The 21,778-nt window shown below is 40.4% G+C and carries 25 protein-coding genes; 8 read left to right on the plus strand and 17 right to left on the minus strand.

Annotated elements, in window-relative coordinates; translation table 11 throughout:
• Positions 1-72: 72 nt before the first annotated feature.
• A complete protein-coding gene (locus ACFPZG_RS10260) occupies positions 73-831 on the minus strand; it encodes an enoyl-CoA hydratase/isomerase family protein (protein ID WP_283734619.1) in 759 nt (252 codons plus the stop codon).
• 23 nt (positions 832-854) lie between these two features.
• Here ACFPZG_RS10260 and ACFPZG_RS10265 point away from each other — a divergent pair, with 23 nt between their 5' ends.
• Positions 855-992 (plus strand): hypothetical protein, encoded by a 138-nt coding sequence (locus ACFPZG_RS10265; RefSeq protein ID WP_381427017.1) that lies wholly within the window; start codon positions 855-857, stop codon positions 990-992.
• A gap of 332 nt (positions 993-1,324) precedes the next feature.
• Here the strand turns inward: ACFPZG_RS10265 and rpmF are convergent, their stop codons facing one another.
• Both rpmF and ACFPZG_RS10275 read right to left on the minus strand, forming a co-directional pair.
• Positions 1,325-1,498 carry a 50S ribosomal protein L32 gene (gene rpmF, locus ACFPZG_RS10270; protein WP_283731645.1) on the minus strand — a complete coding sequence of 58 codons (174 nt, stop codon included), beginning with the start codon at positions 1,496-1,498 and terminating at the stop codon, positions 1,325-1,327.
• 27 nt (positions 1,499-1,525) lie between these two features.
• Positions 1,526-2,059 (minus strand): YceD family protein, encoded by a 534-nt coding sequence (locus ACFPZG_RS10275; protein WP_283731644.1) that lies wholly within the window; start codon positions 2,057-2,059, stop codon positions 1,526-1,528.
• A gap of 127 nt (positions 2,060-2,186) precedes the next feature.
• On the opposite strand from ACFPZG_RS10275, the gene ACFPZG_RS10280 reads away from it, so the two are divergent.
• On the plus strand, positions 2,187-3,431 hold the full coding sequence (locus tag ACFPZG_RS10280; RefSeq protein WP_317940147.1) for a nucleotidyltransferase: 1,245 nt from the start codon (positions 2,187-2,189) through the stop codon (positions 3,429-3,431).
• Here ACFPZG_RS10280 and ACFPZG_RS10285 read toward each other — a convergent pair.
• A complete protein-coding gene (locus tag ACFPZG_RS10285; protein ID WP_317940148.1) occupies positions 3,404-4,450 on the minus strand; it encodes a SepM family pheromone-processing serine protease in 1,047 nt (348 codons plus the stop codon). The genes ACFPZG_RS10280 and ACFPZG_RS10285 overlap by 28 nt on opposite strands.
• A gap of 664 nt (positions 4,451-5,114) precedes the next feature.
• Between ACFPZG_RS10285 and ACFPZG_RS10290 the strand changes: the two genes are divergently transcribed.
• Positions 5,115-6,005, plus strand: a complete 891-nt coding sequence (locus tag ACFPZG_RS10290; protein ID WP_283731641.1) for a hypothetical protein — start codon at positions 5,115-5,117, stop codon at positions 6,003-6,005.
• A 45-nt stretch (positions 6,006-6,050) separates the two neighbouring features.
• Here the strand turns inward: ACFPZG_RS10290 and coaD are convergent, their stop codons facing one another.
• The 3 genes from coaD to ACFPZG_RS10305 are packed head-to-tail and all read right to left on the minus strand — an operon-like array spanning position 6,051 to position 8,507.
• Positions 6,051-6,533 carry a pantetheine-phosphate adenylyltransferase gene (gene coaD / locus ACFPZG_RS10295; RefSeq protein WP_283731640.1) on the minus strand — a complete coding sequence of 161 codons (483 nt, stop codon included), beginning with the start codon at positions 6,531-6,533 and terminating at the stop codon, positions 6,051-6,053.
• Between the two features lie 10 nt (positions 6,534-6,543).
• The gene (gene rsmD, locus ACFPZG_RS10300) at positions 6,544-7,092 is read right to left on the minus strand and encodes a 16S rRNA (guanine(966)-N(2))-methyltransferase RsmD (RefSeq protein WP_283731639.1); all 549 of its coding nucleotides are present in this window, start codon (positions 7,090-7,092) and stop codon (positions 6,544-6,546) included.
• Positions 7,089-8,507: a hypothetical protein gene (locus ACFPZG_RS10305; protein ID WP_317940149.1), complete on the minus strand. Its 1,419-nt coding sequence runs from the start codon at positions 8,505-8,507 to the stop codon at positions 7,089-7,091. Before ACFPZG_RS10305 ends, rsmD begins: the two co-directional genes overlap by 4 nt.
• Before the next feature lie 97 nt (positions 8,508-8,604).
• Here ACFPZG_RS10305 and ACFPZG_RS10310 point away from each other — a divergent pair, with 97 nt between their 5' ends.
• Entirely contained in the window at positions 8,605-8,997 is a 393-nt protein-coding gene (locus tag ACFPZG_RS10310) for a DUF7147 family protein (RefSeq protein WP_283731636.1), read from the plus strand.
• 10 nt (positions 8,998-9,007) lie between these two features.
• Here the strand turns inward: ACFPZG_RS10310 and ACFPZG_RS10315 are convergent, their stop codons facing one another.
• Complete coding sequence (locus tag ACFPZG_RS10315) at positions 9,008-9,280, minus strand: YlbG family protein (protein ID WP_283731635.1); 273 nt, start codon at positions 9,278-9,280, stop codon at positions 9,008-9,010.
• 136 nt (positions 9,281-9,416) lie between these two features.
• Here ACFPZG_RS10315 and ACFPZG_RS10320 point away from each other — a divergent pair, with 136 nt between their 5' ends.
• A complete protein-coding gene (locus ACFPZG_RS10320) occupies positions 9,417-10,325 on the plus strand; it encodes a glycerophosphodiester phosphodiesterase (protein ID WP_283731634.1) in 909 nt (302 codons plus the stop codon).
• Between the two features lie 188 nt (positions 10,326-10,513).
• Here the strand turns inward: ACFPZG_RS10320 and ACFPZG_RS10325 are convergent, their stop codons facing one another.
• Both ACFPZG_RS10325 and ACFPZG_RS10330 read right to left on the minus strand, forming a co-directional pair.
• Entirely contained in the window at positions 10,514-10,957 is a 444-nt protein-coding gene (locus tag ACFPZG_RS10325; protein ID WP_317940150.1) for a YlbF family regulator, read from the minus strand.
• A 64-nt stretch (positions 10,958-11,021) separates the two neighbouring features.
• Positions 11,022-12,443, minus strand: a complete 1,422-nt coding sequence (locus tag ACFPZG_RS10330; RefSeq protein WP_317940151.1) for a UDP-N-acetylmuramoyl-L-alanyl-D-glutamate--2,6-diaminopimelate ligase — start codon at positions 12,441-12,443, stop codon at positions 11,022-11,024.
• A gap of 115 nt (positions 12,444-12,558) precedes the next feature.
• On the opposite strand from ACFPZG_RS10330, the gene ACFPZG_RS10335 reads away from it, so the two are divergent.
• Positions 12,559-13,290, plus strand: a complete 732-nt coding sequence (locus ACFPZG_RS10335) for an amino acid kinase family protein (RefSeq protein WP_317940152.1) — start codon at positions 12,559-12,561, stop codon at positions 13,288-13,290.
• Between the two features lies 1 nt (position 13,291).
• Here ACFPZG_RS10335 and ACFPZG_RS10340 read toward each other — a convergent pair whose 3' ends face one another.
• On the minus strand, positions 13,292-14,383 hold the full coding sequence (locus ACFPZG_RS10340; RefSeq protein ID WP_283731631.1) for a CAP domain-containing protein: 1,092 nt from the start codon (positions 14,381-14,383) through the stop codon (positions 13,292-13,294).
• Between the two features lie 254 nt (positions 14,384-14,637).
• On the opposite strand from ACFPZG_RS10340, the gene ACFPZG_RS10345 reads away from it, so the two are divergent.
• Positions 14,638-15,003, plus strand: a complete 366-nt coding sequence (locus tag ACFPZG_RS10345; RefSeq protein ID WP_283731630.1) for a YugN family protein — start codon at positions 14,638-14,640, stop codon at positions 15,001-15,003.
• 108 nt (positions 15,004-15,111) lie between these two features.
• On the plus strand, positions 15,112-16,170 hold the full coding sequence (gene ytvI, locus ACFPZG_RS10350) for a sporulation integral membrane protein YtvI (protein ID WP_317940153.1): 1,059 nt from the start codon (positions 15,112-15,114) through the stop codon (positions 16,168-16,170).
• 30 nt (positions 16,171-16,200) lie between these two features.
• Here the strand turns inward: ytvI and ACFPZG_RS10355 are convergent, their stop codons facing one another.
• The 6 genes from ACFPZG_RS10355 to coxB form a co-directional block, all read right to left on the minus strand.
• On the minus strand, positions 16,201-16,662 hold the full coding sequence (locus tag ACFPZG_RS10355; protein WP_283731628.1) for a DUF420 domain-containing protein: 462 nt from the start codon (positions 16,660-16,662) through the stop codon (positions 16,201-16,203).
• 28 nt (positions 16,663-16,690) lie between these two features.
• Positions 16,691-17,617 carry a cytochrome c oxidase assembly factor CtaG gene (ctaG, locus tag ACFPZG_RS10360; RefSeq protein WP_317940154.1) on the minus strand — a complete coding sequence of 309 codons (927 nt, stop codon included), beginning with the start codon at positions 17,615-17,617 and terminating at the stop codon, positions 16,691-16,693.
• 173 nt (positions 17,618-17,790) lie between these two features.
• A complete protein-coding gene (locus ACFPZG_RS10365) occupies positions 17,791-18,138 on the minus strand; it encodes a cytochrome C oxidase subunit IV family protein (RefSeq protein ID WP_283731627.1) in 348 nt (115 codons plus the stop codon).
• A 1-nt stretch (position 18,139) separates the two neighbouring features.
• A complete protein-coding gene (locus ACFPZG_RS10370; RefSeq protein WP_283731626.1) occupies positions 18,140-18,766 on the minus strand; it encodes a cytochrome (ubi)quinol oxidase subunit III in 627 nt (208 codons plus the stop codon).
• The gene (locus tag ACFPZG_RS10375; RefSeq protein WP_283731625.1) at positions 18,766-20,640 is read right to left on the minus strand and encodes a cytochrome c oxidase subunit I; all 1,875 of its coding nucleotides are present in this window, start codon (positions 20,638-20,640) and stop codon (positions 18,766-18,768) included. Before ACFPZG_RS10375 ends, ACFPZG_RS10370 begins: the two co-directional genes overlap by 1 nt.
• Before the next feature lie 36 nt (positions 20,641-20,676).
• On the minus strand, positions 20,677-21,744 hold the full coding sequence (gene coxB / locus ACFPZG_RS10380) for a cytochrome c oxidase subunit II (RefSeq protein WP_317940155.1): 1,068 nt from the start codon (positions 21,742-21,744) through the stop codon (positions 20,677-20,679).
• Positions 21,745-21,778: the final 34 nt, after the last annotated feature.

Genomic DNA, 21,778 nt, shown 5'->3' on the forward strand with positions numbered 1-21,778 from the left:
GTTTATACGAAGAATGAAACCGTTTTCAACTATTAGTCTGAATAAGTTTGATAATCTAAGTTTTATCAGTACTTATTTTTTTCTTAAGAAACTTTCCACAGCCTTATGATGCGCTTCGCTTTCCCATAGTTTGGCGCATTGTTCGGCCTCTTCAAGCATCCGATTTTCTATTTCGGTGTTTTTCCAATTTTGAATGGAAATCTTTTTATAAGCCCTATGTACATCTGGATGGATATCTTTCATCGTGGAGATGAATTCATGTAAACCTATTTCAGCAGTGTCATCATAAATAGAGGTAGCCCAACCTATCGATTTCAACTCTTCCGCATTATGGATTTTTGCTTCAGTTAGGAATTTCAAAACGGCATCATGATTTTTCATTTTCGTAAATAGTTGTGTAGCCCCACCCCAACCACTTGTAATCGCGAGTGTACCTTGGATGAATCCTGCCCTCGCTTTTGAGGATACAACCCTATAATCACAAGCTGATGCGATTTCACAACCACCTCCGACTGCTGCTCCGTTGACGAGTGCAATGACTGGCATAGGTAAGGTAGACAATCTGAATAATAAGCTCGCCATTCTACTCAACATCGGATAGGCTTCGATTGCTGTGCGAAAGCCATGAAATTCCGATAAATCTCCACCTGAACAAAATGCGCGGTCACCAGATCCAGTTATAACTGCGAAGGCGATTTTTTCATCATTCTCCACAATCCCTAAAAACTTTTCCAAGCCATCCATGACCTCAAAATTAATGGCGTTCCTCATTTCAGGCCGGTTAATCGTAAACGTAGCAACACCATCATTGATTTTAATTTTATACGCCAACATTATCCCTCCCTTTTAGGTAGTTGAAGAAATATATCGATCATTTCCCAATGGATATCAATCATTTCCCACGATATATCGATCAATTCAAAGGATATATCGGTTATTTCCCGACTTATATTGATCATTTCCCGAGATATATGGTCATTTCGGGTCTTTAGTCACATCTACATAGCGCGCTTTCCGCTTTTTTCAATCCAGCTACAGCGGCCAGACGCTCGGGTCATAAGTCAGACATGCTGCACGGCAAAAAGCGCCGTTTCTCGTGGCCGCCTTATGCCTGTCGCATCTTAACGGCCGCCTCCGCTTTTTTTCAATCCAACTCCGGCGGCCAGACGCTCGGGTCATAAGTCAGATACGCTACACGGCAAAAAGCACCGTTGCGCGTGTCCGCCTTATGCCTGTCGCATCTAAACGGCCGCCTCCGCTTTTTAAATATAAAAAAGATCACCGGAGCCATGGCCTCTCGGTGATCTTTTAAGTAGGTTTTTGATTATTCGCCTACTACTTCTTTTCCTTTGTAATGACCGCAAGATTTGCAAACGCGGTGTGCCAACTTCACTTCGCCACAATTGTCACAAGTTGTCATGCCTGGAACTTGTAGTTTGAAATGTGTACGACGAAGTCTTTTAGATGTTTTTGAAGTTCTTCTTTTTGGTACTGCCATTTGAGGCACCTCCTTATAATCGATCGCCTATTCCTTGTCCGAATTAAAAAATTCAGCCAATCCAGCTAATCGTGGATCAACTTTATTTTCCTTTTCTTCGTTCAACTGCGCATCGTATTCATCTTCTGTTGTATATGACCAACCTTTCCCCTCTGCCCTTTTCATCTTTTCAGCTTCTTCGCTAAAAACTTGTAAAGGCACTTCAAGAAGAATTAATTCTTCAAAAAGTAGAGTCGGATCGACAACTTCACCTTCTACGGGGTGAATTGAATCGTCCGAAGCAAGGGTGGCTTCATCCCAACTAAACTGTTCGTTCGTTTCTATTGAAAAAGGAAATTCAACATCTACCCATGTACGAGAACAAGGTAATGTCATAACACCTTCAAGGTGAAAACGACAACTCAGTTTTTTCGAACCAATTACACAGCTGCCCGTTACGTGGACAGGCTTAATATCCCGGATTTCCGGATTCCGCTTTTTAACGGTTTCAAGGTTGACCGCTTCGTCAAGCGGCATAGCCCCTTGTCGGTATTTCTGTAATTGATGAATGGACCATTTCACGTCTATATCACCTCAAGACAACACTGTTGATTATATAATGGATAAAATGGGATGTCAAGATATTTTCTTGTCACCTAAATCGCAGCATCGTATAATTTAAATAGATAATATCAAAGGGGTGGACAAAATGAAAGCAACAGGGGTTGTCGTTGAATATAACCCTTTGCATAACGGGCATGTATACCATGCACAGCAAGCTAAAGCGGCGACAAATGCTGATTTAATCATTGCTGTCATGAGTGGCAATTTCCTGCAAAGAGGAGAACCCGCATTTATCGATAAATGGGCGCGGACAAAGATGGCCTTGGCGTCCGGTGTAGATATTGTTTTCGAGCTGCCTTATCGCTTCGCAACCGGACATGCCACAGTATTTGCTCACGGGGCAATAAGCTTACTTGACGCTGCGGGTTGCACGGCATTTTGTTTCGGTAGTGAAGATGGTGATATTGAGCCCTTCCACAACACCTTGGACCTTCTTGACAATAATTCGGAAGAATACAACCAGGCAATAAAAAACGCCATGCAAGAAGGGTTAAGCTATCCAATGGCACTAAACAAGGCATATGATGCAGTTCAACCTAACACAGAAAAGGGTGGAAGGCTTGTTGACCTCTCCAAACCAAACAATATTTTAGGGTTCCATTACATGCAAGCAGCCCGTACACTAAACTCATCAATGATGCCAACAACTATTAAAAGGCTTGGTGCAGAGTATCACGACGATACATTGGAAGTTAATAAAGTGGCGAGCGCTACGGGAATCCGCAAATCTTTTTTTTCGACAGAAAAATTGGATGAAGTACTCAATTTCATTCCCGAATCAACAAAAAACATTCTGATCGAATGGCAAACTGAACGAATGAATTTTGGTAACTGGGAGAGTTTTTATCCATTTTTACGATTTAGTATTTTACGGGATGGCCCAGCGCACCTTTCTACCATTGCCGACCTTTCAGAAGGTATCGAGAACCTGATTTACCGCGCCGCCAAAAAAAACGATACATTTCAAACATTTATGAATGACATAAAGTCTAAGCGCTATACATGGACAAGGATTCAACGAATGCTAACACATATATTAACCGGTTTTACAAAAGAAATGCGTTCTGAAATAGATGTTCCCGCTTATTTGAGATTGTTAGGAATGACAGATAAGGGACGGTCCTATCTTAGCGGTAGGAAAAAGGACTTGCCACTTCCCCTCATCAGCAAAGTGGCAGCCTTTTCAAATCCATCACTTGATATGGATATCCAAGCATCCGATATTTATGCATTGGCGATTGGAAAAGGATCTATCGCTTCTAAAATAGGGCTGGATTATACAATATCTCCAATTATGAACAATTACTTTTCAGGCAGTCCCCTTAAATAAGCTAGGGCATCGTCAATTGTTCGGACGGGCACGATTTTCATCTTCGTGCCTATTTTTTCGGCCATTTTTACGGCTTCCTGATAGTTCGTCTTTATACCGGGGTTAGCATTGATCACTTGATCAGATAAATAATCATCAGGAGCAAAGAATATTTCAATGCCTTCTCGATCAGCAGCAATCACCTTAAAATCGGCTCCACCAATTCGTCCAACTGTACCGTCAGCAAGCATTTCACCGGTCCCTGCAATGTTGTACCCTTTTGTTAAGTCCTCATCCATCAACTGATTCATGATTTGAAGTGTAAACATTAGACCGGCAGAAGGTCCGCCTATTTCAGCTGTATGGATATCCACTTTTGGATTCGTAGATAGCTCACGATCTTCTTGGAATTGAACCCCTAAGCCTACCCGTCCTTCTTGGTTAGGAATTTCACTTAATACTAAATCTACATCCTTTTGTTCCGAGTCCCTGTCAACGGTTAGAGTTACTTTATCTCCCTTACCTTTTCCGGAAATTTTAGAGGCGAATTGTCCGGACTCTTGCAATTGCTCCCCGTCAATTTTACGAATCTTATCACCGACTTCAAGCTTTCCGTCTGCAGCCCCCCCAGTCAATACACTTACGACGAAGACGCCATCGTATGTAATATCGACCGGGATTCCTACCCTCTCGAATGCGACTGTAATCGCATTAAATTGTGAATCCGACATAAGCTTCTTTTGGCGAATATTATATTCTTTATCATTTTCCCCATCCCGCCTCACTTTATTTACCTCTAAGATTTTCATCCGATCTGAAAACTTGGAGGCTACATAAGAAAAGGGAGTGGCTTTTCCGATTGAAATCGTCATCAAATTAAATGTTCCGACATCATTCACATCGCCCCCTTCAACCTCTACAATTGGCGCTAAATCATAGGCACCACCAGGTTTAGATACGTAAGCATCCAAAGGGAAAATAAATAAAAACAACAATAAAAGCACAACAACCGCATACAATCCAATCCTTTTAGCTTTCATACACACACACCTCCATTAATAGCCTGTACAGATAACGCATATAAATAACAAAAGAAAAGCGTAGGCGGCCTGCTTAGGTGCGACAGGCATAAGACTGACCTACGAAACGGCGCTTTTTGCCGTGCAGTAGGGCTGGCTTATGACCCGAGCACCTGGCCGCCGGAGCTGGACAAAGAAAAGCGTAGGCGGCCTGCTTAGGTGCGACAGGCATAAGTCAGACCTACTAAACGGCGCCCTTTGCCGTGCAGTAGGGCTGACTTATGACCCGAGCACCTGGCCGCCGAAGCTGGACAAAAGAAAAACAGAGGGTGGCGTTTAGCTGCGACAGGCACTAAAGGATTTGAAAACAAAGGCGCTTTTTGCCTTTATTTCAAAACCGAAGTGACCCGAGCAGCTGCCACCCGGAGTTAGACAAAGAAAAGCGGAGGCGGCCGCTTAGGTGCGACAGGCATAAGACTGACCTACGAAACGGCGCTTTTTGCCGTGCAGTAGGGCTGGCTTATGACCCGAGCACCTGGCCGCCGGAGCTGGACAACAATATTGTTAACTAGTGTACCATCAAAAATATTCACAATAAAGTATTAATAAAAACGAATCCAATTCTGAGCCTGAAAGGAAGAGCATACTTGAAAAAACACTTACATAACATGCCACAATCGATAATATGATCAATCTTATTATTATATGGGGTCTGATCGTCTTATTCATCTTACAGCCAGGCATTGCCCATGACGGTGCAGAGGCCGGCGCTGCATTATTTGTAAATGCGCTGCTCCCTTACTTATTACCCTATATTATTCTAACGCAATGGCTTTTAAAAACGCCAATGAAGTCCAATTCAAAAAGAAACTGGAAGCGTTATTTTAAGGCATATGTTTTAGGTTCTTTCGGTGGGTTTCCTGTTGGAGCAGTAACCGTAACGGAAATGGTGAAAAACGGAGAATTGACGCGACGGGAAAGTGGCTACCTGCTTGCGGCATGTCATGCACCTGGCCCGATGTTCATTATAGGTTTTGTCGGTACAGAATTATTCGGCAGTTCAATAGCTGGCTGGAAACTTCTTGCTTCCATCCATATTGCTAATATCATATTTTTCATATTCACTTTACTATTATTAAAGAAAACTCAACCAAAAATGGAGATCCCTCAACAAGTGAGCAAGATAAAAGTTTCTAATTCCCCCCTTTTGGATGCACTAAAGGACAGCACAAACGTTATTGTATTGGTTGCAACTACTGTCATATTCTTCTCTTCTCTTGGAAATGTCTTAACCTCAACGATTTTATCTACTTTTACTGTTGATCTTGGAATTACTAAAACAATTCTTTTAGCTATATTTGAAATGACATCAGGTGTCCAGTCCGCTACAGATCATTTTTACACATCAAAACTATTTCCATTCATAATAGCTGCAATTATTTCTATGAACGGCCTAAGTATCCATATGCAAGTGTTCGTCATCGCAAAAACAGTCAATACACCACTTCTCCCCTACTTCTTTAGCAGACTTTGGAGCATCATTACAGTACCAGTAATTTTATATTTTCTTTTATAAATATAAATGTAGGGGGCTGGGGTTTTCCCCCTGCCCCCTACATAATTACTTTTCAAACTTCTTATTTAGTGCAACTTCAACCTCATGAGGAACAAGTGCTGATATATCCCCACCGTACTGCGCAACTTCCTTCACAATGGAAGAACTGAGGAAGGAGTACTGATTTTTCGTCATAACAAAAAATGTTTCAATACTTTCATCTAACATCCGATTCATCGAAGTAATCTGCATTTCATATTCAAAATCCGAAATCGCACGCAGACCACGTACAATTACTGAGGCCCCAGCATTTCGAGCATAATCCATTAACAAACCACTTGAAGATTCTACAATAACATTTGGAAACTTCGAAGTAACGGCACGGATTAATTCCTTCCGTTCCTCTACGGTGAATAGGGAACGTTTCGAAGAATTATTCATAACTGCTACTCGAACTTCTGGAAAAACTTTTGATGCTCTTTCGATAATATCAAGATGACCATTTGTAATCGGATCAAAACTTCCAGGTACTACTGCTATTTTCGACATAGATGTTCACTCATTTCATATAAATGGATATCGCACTGTTGCCGTAAATTGGGTTTTTCGTCTTTATGTATTCTCCAAATGACTCTGGTAATGTCAACTGCTTTTCATGTTCACAAATAACAATCGCATTATCGGATAATAAGCCCGCTTGCACAAATTCCAAAGCCAAGTCATAATACTTATCCTCAGCATATGGAGGGTCGATAAATAATAAATCTACAAGAACGTTAGATGATTGCAATGACTTTACCGCATTCCTCGCATCATTCCGTATGATATGCACTTCATCTGTAAATCGGCATTTCTCTACATTTTCCCGTATGATTGTGCAAGCCTTCGGGTTTTTTTCGAATATATACGCTTCATCCACCCCTCTTGACAGCGATTCGATGGACAATGAGCCACTGCCTCCGAATAATTCAACAACTATCCCACCATCAAAATAAGGGCCAATCATATTAAAAATTGATTCTTTCACTTTATCAGAGGTTGGTCTTGTCAAGTTGCCCGTTAGTGATTTTAATGGAGTTCCTTTCCTTGACCCTGAAACGACTCTCATTCAATTCCACCTCCCGTTAATGTAGTGATAAATATGGCCTCTTGATTTTTTTGTATCGATAAGTGAAATAGACGTCTTAATGTGTCTTCCTCGAAATAATATTCATTGTCAATTAATTCGAAAGGTGAATCCCTAAACGTATATCTTCTTTCGTTCAATACATAAAAAGGATCCAGTAATGAAAACCTAATCTTCTCTGCATCATTTTCAATGTATATAGATTGATCGGTAATTAATAGTGTATAACCACTCTGTGTCAAAATCTCCATCGCTGGATAGAGAGTCCTGTTATTCACTACTACCGCCCGCAGATCCTCTTGCGCCTTGCCGTTTAAATGGATGGTTTTAGTCTCTTCAAAAAGAAGAGGATAATTACCTTCTCTGTTCTTTTGTACAAAAGTGGTCCTTAGTCCATTTACTTCACCGATTAGTCTATCCAACGCGGCTGCATCGACACTTGTCCCCCGTAGGTCGGCCAAATGGGTTTTCAACTCTTCCAACTGACTTGTTCTCAAAGACTTTTTCAACATCTCAAAAGCCTCCGTCGACCTTTGGTTCCCAATAGGCTTATCAATGAGTATGGACACTATTAAATCGGCTGTTAGCTGCTCCCCCTCGGGGAAAAAGTACTGGGAATGTACACCTCTATCCAAGACCGCATCCGTACTTTCAGGAAAGCCAAGATGGGCAATGACGAACCGGTCTGAATGAAGCGACTCCCCTTCGGGATCCACTGCTAATACAAGGTGAGTAGCATTCATTTTCCCTAACTGATCATTTAATTGGGTTGCTAACTCTTCATTAACGGATTGACCTAATATTGAAAGGTTGCTTCCCTTGTATGCTAGGGGCAGGGCTTTCTGTTGCCAATAAAGGTCGGTTACTTGGCCATTGCCTTTATACAATGAGTAGTCAATCATCTCCGTTTTTTTAGTTCCTACCAATTTTAATCCACTGATCCATATGCCGTTAATACCTGTTTCGTCTGTGATATGCAACATAGTTGTATCAGGTGTTGCACCTTTCAATGTAGCGAAAGGGCTTCTCCATAACTTCCTCACAGCCATAGTTTCGGATTTTGGAATGTTGTAAGAAATGGATTGATGGTTAATCTCACCTTCCAAAATCGCCGAAACATTTTCATTGATTCTTTCACAAGATGAGTCGACCTCACTGTAGCAGCTAATGTCCTCGCTGCCCTCTGGCCATATAATTTCATATCTGTTTGAGTTCAAATTTCGAAAATGGTGCCTGACAAAAAGCGCATCGGTTCTATTTATTACTTCAATTTCTTCTGAGTATGTCATTACTTGTTCCATAGTACCGTTTGCATCCGCCATTTGGCTGTAATGCATATATAATAATGAGAAGTTCATTATTAATAACAGAATGACTGTTCTAATGACGATCTTCATTTGTTGCACCTCATTGCAAGGGATGATAAATGCACTTTAAAAAATTCAATGCTATGATATGATGTATTCTGTTTCAAAGAAAGGTGGTTAAAAAATTATGTTACAACAGTACTTTATTGAATTAGGCGAAGGCTACGGTGACATTTTTGAGTTAGTCGAACTTATGAAAACAAATCAAAAGCGCTTACATAGAACCTTCATATTTTCTTCCAATACGAACGGAGGACAAGCAATCTCCCTTGCAGCCGTATTCCATCCTGCACAAGATAGTAAATTCATGCCAATATACATATGCCGGGAAGGAATTAAACAAATAGATGATAAAAAATCAAAAAGAAGAGTACTTTTTGAAAAGGCGGCTGAAGAAGTTGGTCAGGAACCCATTTTTATAGAATTAAAGCATTCTTCTGAGTTCGCTGATCATCGTCTTTTTTATCAGTATATAACAGGAATCCTACGTTTGAATCATTTAGTTCCGCCTCTGCAATAACGAAACAGTTTCAAAGACCGATTTTGTAGTCGTATTCTTTCGCCTTATCGGGTTTTACATTCTCGTATTCGGTTTTTACAAAAGGTCGATATGATGGCAGTACTTTTTTAACAGATGGAAGACGTTCAATTTTACGGATGTTCTCTTCAACATCCACTTGATCACAATACAGGACAACATATTTCAGTTTTCTCGATATATAATGGACATGACCATACTTCCTTAATGACTTGGCTTGTTTCAAATGATGCAGATAGACTATTATCCCTTGTCGATCAATCATGATTTCCCCCCTCTTTTCCTATCCCATACAATACCATAGGTGAGAAATAGCCTGCAACCGAACATTGCTGACAGCCTTCGTTTTTTCCCTTATAATGTGTGTAGGACATGTTTACGATAATAGAGGAGGATACGAAATGGGAAGAAAAACGAAAGTGGCCATTACCGTTGGAGCAGCCGGTCTAACAGCTTGGGCAGCCTCCAAAGTAGTTGCCAAGCCGAAACCCCGCTCTCCCAAGCAATCACTTGAATTCAAAAATCCAGTCGTCCTATCAAATCGTGGTGGAATGATAAACGCACCAGAACACACATTGGCAGCGTTTTCAAAATCGGCAGAACTTGGTGTTAATGGTTTTGCTATTGATATCCGATTAACTAAAGACGAAGAGATCATCGTTTTCCACGATGAAACAGCAGATCGAACAACTGACTTTTCTGGTAAAATATCCGAATATACATTAGATGAGTTAAAAAATGCAGATGCTGGATATATGTTTGTAGATGATGAAGGCAATTATCCATACCGCGATAAAGGTGAGAAAATTATTACCTTGCGTGAACTATTGCATGCATACCCGCAAATGCTTATTGCCATTAATCTTAAAGACTCACCTGACACGTATGAAGGCAGTTTAATGCCATCCAAACTTTGGCGTCTCCTTGAAGAGACAGGTGCTGAGGATCGTGTCATTGTCATAAGTTCTTTTGACGAGCAAACGGATCGCTTCAATTTGTATGCTCAAAACAAAGTTGCAACCGGAGCCGGAAATGATGAAGTGAGAAAGGCCTATGCAGCGTATTCAAGTAAATTTGGTCATTTATACAATCCACGTGCAGATTTATTTTGCATCCCGGAAAAGTTGGGGGTTTTCCCGATGAATACTGAAAGCTTTATCAACTTCCTTTCTAGTCTTAACGTTGCTGTTTACTATAATGATGTTAAAGATAAAGAAACAATTGAAAGATTACTTAGCATAGGGGCGGCTGGTTTTGTAACTGATGTCCCGGAATTGGTGACGGAAATCATTCAACACCATTCAGACTAATAGAAACGGTTGCCATTATAAGAATGGCAACCGTTTCTTTTGTTTATACATATATTTTTACGCCGAACATGAACAACTTCCTCCGGTACCGCATCCAATCGAACAGCGAAGGGTTCGATTTGCCGTATTTCTGCGCCTTTTGCAGAAATTAAGGCACCACGATTCACTTGTCACTATTTTAAAAGCGTTTAAGCCGAACAGGAACAACTGCCGCCGGAGCCACACCCTCCACCGCATGATGAATCCGTAAAGAATCCGTCACCAGCAGGGGCCTTAACCGAATCGGACACCGATTTTGCAATGATTGCACTAACCTCGTTCAATAAGTTCTGAACATCGTTCTCAGCAATTCTAAGAGCAGCTATCTGCTCATTCATATCCAAGTTTCTTTTTTGGATACGTATATCTTTCATCACTGTCTTATAATCAGGATGGTATCTACCAAAACGTTGCACTTCTTCGTAACGCTCTTTCATGTTGGTAAAATCGTAAATCGCTTTTGCCAACAACTTGTCGGAATATACGGCATGATTCGCTCTTCTATACTCATTAATAATTTCAGAAGAGAGTATCATGTCGGAGAGCGTCTCCGCTTTCTCAATGATTGACATCCATTCATCTGTCATCATCATCGGGCATTCCCCTCCATTCCAACTAATCATAACAAATATGATACTGTTTTTGCATGTTTTCTGTTCAATTAATCTCGAATTTTTTATTCTGCAATGCTTCTTTTGCAATCCGAGAATCAGAGAACGGGAAAAACATTTGACCGACCTGCTGCGTTTTTTCATGCCCCTTACCAGCTATCAATACAACATCTCCATCTTTTGCTTCAAATACTGCTCTCTCAATGGCGGTTTTCCGATCAGGTTCAACAATTATATTAGGCGACATGTCATCTATCCCCATTAATATCTCATAAATTATTCTAAGTGGATCTTCATTTCTTGGATTATCGGAAGTAATAATTACTTGTGTCGAGAAGGCCGCCGCTACTTCTCCCATCATCGGACGCTTCCCATGATCCCTGTCACCCCCGCAACCAAATACAGTGATTAGTCCGCCAGTGCATTCTTTCCTCAAAGAGGATAGTACATTATGGAGTGCATCAGGTGTATGGGCATAGTCAATATAAACCGTTACACCTGATTCTTCAATTCTTTGCAAACGCCCCTCCGGCAATTGAAGCTGTTGGCAAAGTGATAATAATTCCATCCTATCAAAACCAAGAGAACTTAAAGTTGTAACGGCGGCAAGTGCGTTCATCCTATTATGTCTACCAGGTATAGCAGTGAAGTAGAGTCCATCCGTAGCCTTTACATCAGTGATCATCGTTTCACTAAAATAGATTGTTGGTCGCTTGGAATTATGAACAAGGGCCATGCATTGTTCGTCATCTGCATTCACAACCAATTCTTTCGCTATTGAAGCCAACTTCTTTTTTGCACTAAGATAGGACTGCTTACTGCCATGTTCCTCGTAATGGTCAACACCGATGTTTAAAAATACACCAATGTCGATTATGCAATGATCGAGTCTTGATGTGGAAAGTCCCAAAGAAGAGGCTTCCATGACTACATATTCCATTCCCGCATGAAGGCATCCTTTTAATAAGGGATGGAGGAATTCAGCTGGTAATGTTGTCATCTCAGGAACTTCCATACTAATTTTTCTTCCATTCGAAAAGATGCCTGTCGTACCGATAACTGCAGCTTGTTTCCCACACATATTTAATAATTGACCGATAAAATGCGTAACAGTTGTCTTGCCATTCGTGCCAGTTACAGCAATGATTGTCAGTGATTCTGATGGATCACCTGCAAGTTTTGAGCTTACATATGAGATGAACTTTCTTCCATCCGGTACGGCAATAATTGTAATATTATCAGGTATTTTTATATTTATAGTTGTATTGCGATCAACAACAATTGCAATCGCACCACTTTCTATTGCTTCCTGTAGATGACATAACCCATCATCCTTGGCACCTTTCCTTGCAACAAAAATATAACCCTCTCTCACATTCCCCGAGCGCTCGGTTATGCCACGTACTGACATACCGATACTTCCAGAAACCGTGCAGGGCCAATCTTTCAAGATCTCCGACAGTAACAAAAGCCCTCTCCCCTTCCCGAACAATTTTCACGAATACCGAATATATTGAGAGCGAACCATACTTTATCGTATGAAGAAAATGAAACGAACGACACGAAGAAAGTTGGGAGCTTGAATGATAGTTCAAAAATTTGGCGGAGTGGCTATGAAAGACCAACAAACAAGAAAATTATGCATCGAACACATCCAAGCCGCTCTGGAGAGATATCAAAATGTTGTAGTGGTCGTTTCGGCCATCGGAAGAGGGATTGATCCATATTCCACAGATAGTCTATTACATCTAACCGATGCTTTTAGCTCTGCGAAAGCTGCAAGTGATTTAGCCGCTTCATGTGGGGAGCTTATCGCTGCGGCCATCCTATCTGCGGAACTACAACAGGCAGGTACCCCGAATAGGATTTTACATGGCATACAAGCGGGTATTTGGACATCTGGAGATTTCGGGGATGGAACAATAAGTGATGTTGATCCAACAATGATAAAAGATGCATTAACAGAAACTGGTTGCGTCATTATTCCCGGTTTTCAAGGGATAAACGAATTCGGTCAGGTAATGACCATTGGAAGAGGTGGAAGTGATTTGACTGCCATCGCTGTTGGTGCTGCTCTAAGAGTCTCACATGTTGAGTTTTTCAAAGACGTTCCAGGCATCATGTCCAGCGACCCCAAAGATCACAATGATTCCAGGAAGTTAGATAATCTTAACATCCTTCAACTGCTACCTCTACTTGAAACAGACCGCCCCGTTATTCAAAAACGAGCTGCAATTTATGCAATGAAAAAAGCGATACCCCTGTATGTAAGAGGTATCACTTCTAAAGAGAATGGTACTTGGGTCAATCCATAATTCATCTTTGCATTAATCCTGAATCAGTTTTTTTCTTTGGATCGGATTTAATTAATACTTGTGTATAAAATTTTCCATATGCACCAGTACCGATATCCGTTGCATCGGGATCCAATAAGACACTGCGATGTGCGGGGGAATTCAGCCAACCATGTACCGCTTCTATAGCGTCTACGTAATTGGAGGCAATATTCTCCCCCGCCTTTTTATGTTCAATACCGGAGTTTTTCAACCGTTCTGATAGGTTTCCACCTGAAGGAGACTCATGTGAAAAGTAATTTCCGATAGCCATGTCTTTGCTATGATTTTGGGCAAGAGTTGTTAACCAATAATTATTTTCCAAAGGCTCAAGTCCGTGGTGTTCACGATAAAAATTCGTCAATTCAAAAATTTGTCGCTCCATGGAACGATCCACTTCCATCTGGGCTCTCGAAGATGGATGCCGAGCCACCATCAACTCACCCATATATTCCATATCATACGGTTGGTGGACGACTAATGTCTTAGGGTCGATAAATCGTACACCTTCAATTATTTCTTCTTCTCCATCTACATAAATTTGTGCAAAAAGACCTTCAAACTTCAATAGGATTTTATCTTTTAAATCTTGACTGTTTAATGTAAATGTATATACATTTTCTCCTAACACAACATTCACTTCGGTTTCTATAATTGAAAATCTATAAATTTCATTTATATCTTGCCCGACAAAAAATGGTTTCAATTCCACTGATTGATCTGCACTGAATATTTGGTTCACTTTTTCATCGTCGTTCACACCTGCCATGAAAGAGTATCCATCCGTGTATATCCACCATTCGTAACCATAGGAGGAAGGTTCAATCCTGTCTGGTTCTCCAAATGCTTCAATCAAGTCAATAGTATTCTTCCCGACAAATGTCGAAAGTCCTGATTTGGGTCTTTCAGGACCAGAAATCTGTTGTTCATCAAATTCCTTATCGGGTACGGGAATTGCCGTTCCGTGTTTTACTGGTGATTCAAGTGGTTCATTTTCTTTGACCCGACTGTCCAAGAAATAGAAAACTGCGAGAAGTATAAACAGTAATAAAGCTATCTTCCAAAAAACTCTCAAGTCTTCTCGCCCCTTTCTGATTACTTCAACCTATAGTTTACGTGAATTTAATCCTATTATAATACATTCATGACTATAGGGGCTATGTTAATTGTAACGACTTAAAAAACCGCCTCATTTTATCATGACTATCCAATTTAGACGTCCTCACTTCAATCATGACACAATGTTGTCATTGCAACTCACTCGAAATTGTTCTATTATGAATAAGTATAAGCAATTGACTGGATGATCACGAAGGAGGACTTTAGACGATGTATATTGAAAATACAGGCATTGAAGAAGTTGTTGCCGACTTATCATTACTTGATGAAATCATGTTGAATCATGATCTTGTTCGTGCTGGACAATGGGACTACGAGCGAGTAACCTATGATAAAAAATATGTAATTAAAGAGGGTACATATTACCTTCGTGTATTCGGTTTCACACCTGATGGAGATGTCGATACACGCGATGCCACCATACACTTAAAGAAACCAGCACTTGGGAAACACTACTATCCACACGGCGTTGAATATGGAGAAGATGAGAACTTCCCAGCGGGCCTTGTGAAAGACTGCCAAACAACATTGAAGGCAGTTATGGAAGATCTTAAACCATACCTACAAAAAAATTAATATTTTTAGTAAAAGTCGAAGAACTTTTGGTTCTTCGACTTTTTTTCTATTTAACTTTGCCTAATTTTGGGTATAATGCTAACAATGAACATTATGGAGGTATGACCATTGGCTCGTTGGCTTACAAAGAGGAATATTACGCTCTTTTCCCTGCTCATCATCGTCATTTTACTATCAATTTTTATACTCCCTGTCTCAATACCAATTATTTTGGCCTTTTTAACCGCACTTCTTTTCGAACCACTCGTGAAATTAGCCGAATCAAAATTTAAATGGAAACGAAATGTGTCCGTTATGTCTGTTTATATTTTCATAATTGCACTTTTAGCTGTTATCATCTATTATACAGTCACTTCATTGATAGGTAGACTCATTCAATTCACAAAAGACGCACCGGAGTACTTGAACAAACTTTCAAATGTATGGATAGACTTCCAAAGTAAGATCTTTTTATACACCTCCGATTTGCCAGATGATGTAGTGAGGTCAATGCAAAATGGTTTTAATGATATTTTGATATCCTTTAAGGATTCATTTTTAGCTTTTTTTAATTCCGAAAAGATACTATCCTTAGCGTCTGAAATTCCAAGCTACTTAGTCAGCTTTATATTTTATATGATTGCGCTATTCCTCTTCATGTTAGAAATACCGGAGTTAAAGAAAATGATTTTCAGATACTTGTCAGAAGAAACTTCTAAGAAAGTACGCTATATGATAGTGAAATTAAACTCAGTCATTTTCGGATTTTTAAAAGCGCAATTGCTTGTAAGTTTCGTCATCCTTGCTGTTAGTTTCGTAGGTTTACTGTTCATAGCACCAAAATATGCTTTGGTCATGTCCCTCGTTATTTGGATAATCGATATTATCCCGATTTTAGGGGCTATCATCATACTTGCACCTTGGTCATTATATCAATACGTCAGTGGAGATATTGGACTCGGTACAAAGCTTGCTATCCTCGCTGCTGTTCTATTAGTCGTTCGAAGAACTGTCGAACCGAAAGTGATGGGCAATCAGATTGGCCTTTCCCCTCTTCCAACGTTGATAGGAATGTTCATCGGTTTAAAATTGTTTGGTGTATTTGGATTGTTCATTGGACCAATGATAGTAATAATATTTAATACCGCGCGAGAAGCAGGCATCATCAAGTTGAATTTTAAATTATAAAAAACACGCTCCCTCAGAAGCGTGTTTTTCTTATATTCCTAATATGGCTTTGATCATTGACGTTGTTTCTCCGCCTTCATATATTACATAAAGCAATAAATAAACGGCAACGCCAGTGAGTGCGGTGAATAGCCAAATAATGCTTGTAACCGGACCAATCTTACGGTGTTTGTCCAATTTGTTTTTTAATCCCCAATTGATAGTAATCGCCCCGAAGATTGCTCCCGTAGTCGCAAGGACAATGTGAAAAACAAGGAAAATTGTATAGTAGACCTTCAAATTATCTGGCCCACCGAAAGCTGTATTTCCAATTAGAATAGTGCGTGTTGCGTATATGATAAAGAAAATTACAGCTGAGACTGCTGCAGCAATCATCATTTTTTTATGAGCTTCAATTTTTCTATCACGTATCAGTTTCCAACCAATTACTACAAAGATTGCTGATAACACTATGAAAAAAGTGCTCACTGTCGGTAAAAAAGGAACATCCATACATAATACTCCTTCAAAGTGAAATAGATTATCTATTCATTTCAAATTTTTGTCTTTCCAATAAATCTCTTTGAGTAATCTCATCAGCATTCAATTGCTCATCACGATACCATTTAATGAAGATTTTACCGATGACAACTACATAGATTAATTCTTGAATAATTTTCATAATAATTCCGCCCAGTTGCTGATCATATACTGTAGGCATGTTTGTAAATAACTCCGGTCCTGAAATGCCTAGACCAGATATGCCAGATAGCGTCCCAGCAGGTACACACAGTGCCATTGCCTTCAACCACGCTTCTCCGCTGCTGTACGTTTCATATACAGGTACATCTACAAAAATGATTAACGCACATGCAGGCGTCACTAAAAGGGCACTCAATATGACATAGCCAATTTTCTTCAATCCATGCAGTGTAGGATGATCTTCCATTGTATTTACAACCGGCCACCATAAAACCACAGCCGCTAAAAATACTGTAATTGTAAATATTGCATGCAATACCGCACTTAATTTAATGTAATCTAAAATCATCGGATAGTGGTACATAGAAAATGCAAGCGTAAAAATAAGTAAGCTAATAATTGGCTTGGTAAACAATCTAAAAACCTTATCAATGATTTTCACACTGAAAACTTTTTTCCAAATAAAGTTTGGTATTCCGATAATCATTAATGGGGCGACTCCCAATAATAGAAGAGCCATCTGCGTCATATGAACTGAAAACAAAATATGCCCAATCAAATCAAGCGGCGATCCTTTTACAATATACAAAAGAATCATTGAAGCAATAAAATACTTGATTTGTCGACCCGATACAGGTTCGGTTCCCTCAAACCAATGTCGCCATTTCTTCGTCAATAGGAAGTATAGTACGACAAGCAGTACAATTGTTAAGAAAAAATAGGGACTCCAAAGTGCCTGAAATCCGAATATGCTAAAAGGCATCATTGCCATCGCTCCTTTAAGGTGTCTTATTCTATTATAAAACGAACGAGACATTTAACACAATGAACGAACTTTAACATTGCCTCATTTTTGACTAGAATGTGACGAATTGATCTGAAATACACCGTAAAACAGAAAAAGCCTGTGGAATGGATCCACAGGTTTTTTCTTACTAATTACCACCAAACGATTGTAACGAATGTTAAAGGGATCAAGAAACCTAAAAGGGCTCCTGTGTACATGAACATTTGAGGAATGCCATGCCCTTTTTCACTCATATGCATGAAGTAATACAGTTGCAACCCAACTTGAACAGCTGCAAAAAGCATGATCATCGGGATAATAAAGAATTTGGAAAACCCTGCAACTTCAGCTTCATATGCAACAACCATAGAGAATGAAACAATTGTCAGGAAGATCATAAGAGAAAACATCATAACCTGACTGCGCATAGATTGCTTTGCACGTCTTTGTGCAAGCTGTTGTTCAGCCGGTGTACGTTTGTAAACTTGGATGTCTGCCATCTTAACCTACCACTCCCATCAAGTAGACTACAGTGAAGATGAATACCCAAACAACGTCGATAAAGTGCCAGTACAATGAAAATGTATAGTACTTCGTAGCGTTATAAAGGTTTAAACCGCGTTTCGCATTACGGAAAATCAACAACGTGATCCAAACAAGACCAACAGCTACGTGGAACCCGTGAGTTCCAACAAGCGTATAGAACGCCGAACTGAAAGCACTGTTACCGTAAGTGAACCCTAAGCTGACATAATGCGAGAACTCATAAACTTCAAGCATTAGGAAGCCAAGTCCTAAAAATGCAGTAATTGCAAGCCAAAGTTGCATTTTCTTGAAGTTGTAGTTACGCAAATGGTACATCGCAAACACACTTGTCAATGAAGATGTTAGAAGCAACATCGTCATGACGAATACTAATGGTAATTCATAAAGCCCTTGAGTCGAGAAGCCAAAGCCGCTCGGTCCAGAGTTTTTCAATGCAACGTATGTTGCAAATAATGTCGCGAACAAGATTGTCTCTCCACCAAGGAAGAGCCAGAAACCTACAAATTTGTTTTTCGCTTCAAGCGTTGCTCTTTCCGGATGGTCAGGCCACGTCTCAGGGGTGAATTTTTTATTCAAATCCATTAGTTTTGACCCCCTTTACGTTTCAAATCACGGAGAATCTCTTCTTTTTTAACATAGTATCCAGTGTCATCTTGCAAAGAACGTGCTGCCATTGAAACGAAAGTCCATAGTAGACCGAAGATAAGTAATGGTAATCCCCATGACTCTTCAGTACGGAACATCGCGCCAAATCCTGCAATGAATAAACCGAAAGCCATAAGCAAAGGAATGATAGAACCGTTTGGCATATGAATGTCTTTGACTGGTTCTGAAGGTGTTAATCCTGACTCGTTGCCTTCCTTCTTCTCAATCCAAACAGTATCAAGTCCACGAACAAGTGGAGTTGCAGCGAAGTTGTAATACACAGGTGGTGATTCAATTGCCCACTCCAGTGTACGTCCATCTCCCCATGGATCGTTTGAAACTTTTACATTTTTAACTGATGTGATGATTGCATTGATAACAAGTACAATAACCCCTACTGCCATAAAGAACGCACCAACTGTACTGATAAGGTTTGCAAGGTTCCAACCTTGACCGTCCATATACGTCCAAACTCGACGCGGCATACCCCAGAATCCTAACCAGTGTTGGATAAGGAATGTCATATGGAATCCGATAAAGAAGAACCAGAATGTTACTTTACCAAGCGTTTCATTCAACATCGTACCAAACATTTTTGGCCACCAGTAATGTGTAGCTGCCAAAATCGCAAGAACAACACCACCAACGATTACGTAGTGGAAGTGAGCTACGATGAAATAAGAATCGTGCAATTGGTAGTCAAGTGGTGCAGCCCCTTGCATAACACCCGTAACCCCACCCATTGTAAATGATGGTATGAAACCAAGTGCATAAAGCATTGGAGTTGTAACCTTGATGCTTCCGCCCCACATTGTCAATAGCCAGTTAAAGATTTTAACCCCTGTAGGCACGGCAATCGCCATTGTTGCAACAGCGAAAATTGCGTTCGCAGTCGGCCCTAAACCAACAGTGAACATATGGTGAGCCCACACCATAAATCCTAGGAAACCGATCAACACAGTCGCGAAGACCATGGATGGATATCCGAACAAACGCTTACGGGAGAATACCGAGAAAATCTCAGAGAAAATACCGAAAGCAGGCAAAATAAGAATATAAACTTCAGGGTGACCGAAAATCCAGAAAATATGCTCCCAGATAATTGTATTACCACCCATTTCATGATTGAAGAAGTTTCCTCCGAACATACGGTCAAACGTCAAGAAGAATAGACCTATTGTCAATGGAGGGAATGCGAACAAGATCATTGCAGATGCAACAAACGTTGTCCATGTGAACAATGGCATCCGCATGTACGTCATACCTGGCGCGCGCATGTTGATGATTGTGACGAGGAAGTTGATCCCCGCTATCAATGTACCGCCCCCGGCAATTTGAAGCCCTATCGCATAGAAATCAACACCATGTCCTTGGGATGCAAGTGAAAGTGATGCGTAAGATGTCCATCCAGCATCAGGAACCTCACCATATAACCAAGAAATGTTGAGGAATAATCCTCCGAAGAAGAACATCCAAAAACCCAATGAGTTAAGGAATGGGAACGCAACGTCACGCGCACCGATTTGTAACGGCATTATCGCGTTCATAAATCCAAATAATATAGGCATGGCTGCTAAGAAAATCATCGTCGTTCCGTGCATTGTGATCAAATCATTGAATAGACCTGCACTAACGAAATCATTGTTTGGAATATGAAGCTGCCAACGAATCAGCATAGCTTCAATTCCGCCTACAACGAAGAAGAATCCGCCCCCAAGGAAGTAAAGGATTCCGATTTTCTTATGGTCGACTGTAGTTAACCAGTCCCACAGCGTTGCGCCAAAACCCTTTTTTTGAGCAACTGAACTCACTTTGTTTACCTCCTCATCAAAATCGAGTGAAAATTATTATTCAATAGATAGACCCATTAGGTATTCAGCAATGGCATCCAATTCCGAATCAGAAAACTGACCATCGAAATCAGGCATCTTATTACCTGGTTTGTATTGTTGTGGATGTTTGATCCATTCAATCAAATCTTCTTTCGTGTGATCCATAAATCCAGCAACACGGTTACGGTCTCCGAAAGTAGCAAGGTTCGGGCCTTGTGCTCCAGTCTCACCTACACCTGAAACTGCGTGACACCCGATACAGCTTTGTTGGAATAGAGCTTGACCATCTGGATTTGCTACAACTTGATTATCAGCTGTTGCCTGCATTGCAGTAACCCAACGGTCAAATTCAGCACGTGGCATCGTTTTTACTTTGAAGTCCATCAATGCGTGAGATGGTCCACAAAGCTCCGCACACTTACCATAGAAGACTCCGCCTGCGTCTTTAAGATCTTTTGAATTCTTTTCAAATGTTAGATAGAACTTATTGACGTTTTCAACGTTCGTATCAAGCTTACCACCTACGGCTGGTATCCAGAATGAGTGTTTAACGTCTGCAGCAATTAGATTGAAGTAAACCTTTTCATCCATCGGCACGACCAATTCTTGTGCAGTTACGATACCTAAATCTGGGTATTCAAACTCCCACCAATATAGTTTCGCAGTAACATCTACTACAAGATTTTCAGCATTCCCATCTTCATCTACAGCACCCATTGCTGCCACATCTCCAAGTTTATAAGTGTAATAAACAGTAGGAACAGCGAGTAGTAAAATTAATAGAATCGGAATGATCGTCCATACAAGCTCAAGCTTATGACTGCCTTCAACTTGTTCTGGAATATGATCTTCACCTAATTTGGAGCGTCTGAAACGTACTAACGCTACTAAATAAATTGCTACAACTACGAGAATAACGAGTAACATGATCGCTGAAGACAGTAGTAGTAAGTTGAACTGATCTCTTCCGACTTGTCCTGCAGGCAGAAGCGTTGATAGTTCTTCTTGACCACATCCCGCAAGGAACACTGTTAGTACAGCCAATAGAGAAAAGAGACGCCAATTTTTAAGTCCTTTCATCATCGCTAACTAATACCTCTCTTTCTAAAAAAATGTT

This window comes from Sporosarcina thermotolerans (assembly GCF_042658975.1).
GTDB lineage: Bacteria > Bacillota > Bacilli > Bacillales_A > Planococcaceae > Sporosarcina > Sporosarcina thermotolerans.

Coding starts and splice junctions, on each gene's coding strand:
- ACFPZG_RS10325 (WP_317940150.1), bottom strand. CDS start 10,957: ATGATGATGACAGATGAATGGATGTCAATCATTGAGAAAGCGGAGACG.
- ctaG (WP_317940154.1), bottom strand. CDS start 17,617: ATGATGCCTTTTAGCATATTCGGATTTCAGGCACTTTGGAGTCCCTAT.
- ACFPZG_RS10285 (WP_317940148.1), bottom strand. CDS start 4,450: ATGAAAGCTAAAAGGATTGGATTGTATGCGGTTGTTGTGCTTTTATTG.
- ACFPZG_RS10290 (WP_283731641.1), top strand. CDS start 5,115: ATGATCAATCTTATTATTATATGGGGTCTGATCGTCTTATTCATCTTA.
- ACFPZG_RS10310 (WP_283731636.1), top strand. CDS start 8,605: ATGTTACAACAGTACTTTATTGAATTAGGCGAAGGCTACGGTGACATT.
- ACFPZG_RS10370 (WP_283731626.1), bottom strand. CDS start 18,766: ATGGATTTGAATAAAAAATTCACCCCTGAGACGTGGCCTGACCATCCG.
- coxB (WP_317940155.1), bottom strand. CDS start 21,744: ATGATGAAAGGACTTAAAAATTGGCGTCTCTTTTCTCTATTGGCTGTA.
- rpmF (WP_283731645.1), bottom strand. CDS start 1,498: ATGGCAGTACCAAAAAGAAGAACTTCAAAAACATCTAAAAGACTTCGT.
- ACFPZG_RS10365 (WP_283731627.1), bottom strand. CDS start 18,138: ATGGCAGACATCCAAGTTTACAAACGTACACCGGCTGAACAACAGCTT.
- ACFPZG_RS10335 (WP_317940152.1), top strand. CDS start 12,559: ATGATAGTTCAAAAATTTGGCGGAGTGGCTATGAAAGACCAACAAACA.
- ACFPZG_RS10315 (WP_283731635.1), bottom strand. CDS start 9,280: ATGATTGATCGACAAGGGATAATAGTCTATCTGCATCATTTGAAACAA.
- ACFPZG_RS10320 (WP_283731634.1), top strand. CDS start 9,417: ATGGGAAGAAAAACGAAAGTGGCCATTACCGTTGGAGCAGCCGGTCTA.
- ACFPZG_RS10345 (WP_283731630.1), top strand. CDS start 14,638: ATGTATATTGAAAATACAGGCATTGAAGAAGTTGTTGCCGACTTATCA.
- ACFPZG_RS10305 (WP_317940149.1), bottom strand. CDS start 8,507: ATGAAGATCGTCATTAGAACAGTCATTCTGTTATTAATAATGAACTTC.
- rsmD (WP_283731639.1), bottom strand. CDS start 7,092: ATGAGAGTCGTTTCAGGGTCAAGGAAAGGAACTCCATTAAAATCACTA.
- ACFPZG_RS10355 (WP_283731628.1), bottom strand. CDS start 16,662: ATGGATGTTCCTTTTTTACCGACAGTGAGCACTTTTTTCATAGTGTTA.
- ACFPZG_RS10280 (WP_317940147.1), top strand. CDS start 2,187: ATGAAAGCAACAGGGGTTGTCGTTGAATATAACCCTTTGCATAACGGG.
- coaD (WP_283731640.1), bottom strand. CDS start 6,533: ATGTCGAAAATAGCAGTAGTACCTGGAAGTTTTGATCCGATTACAAAT.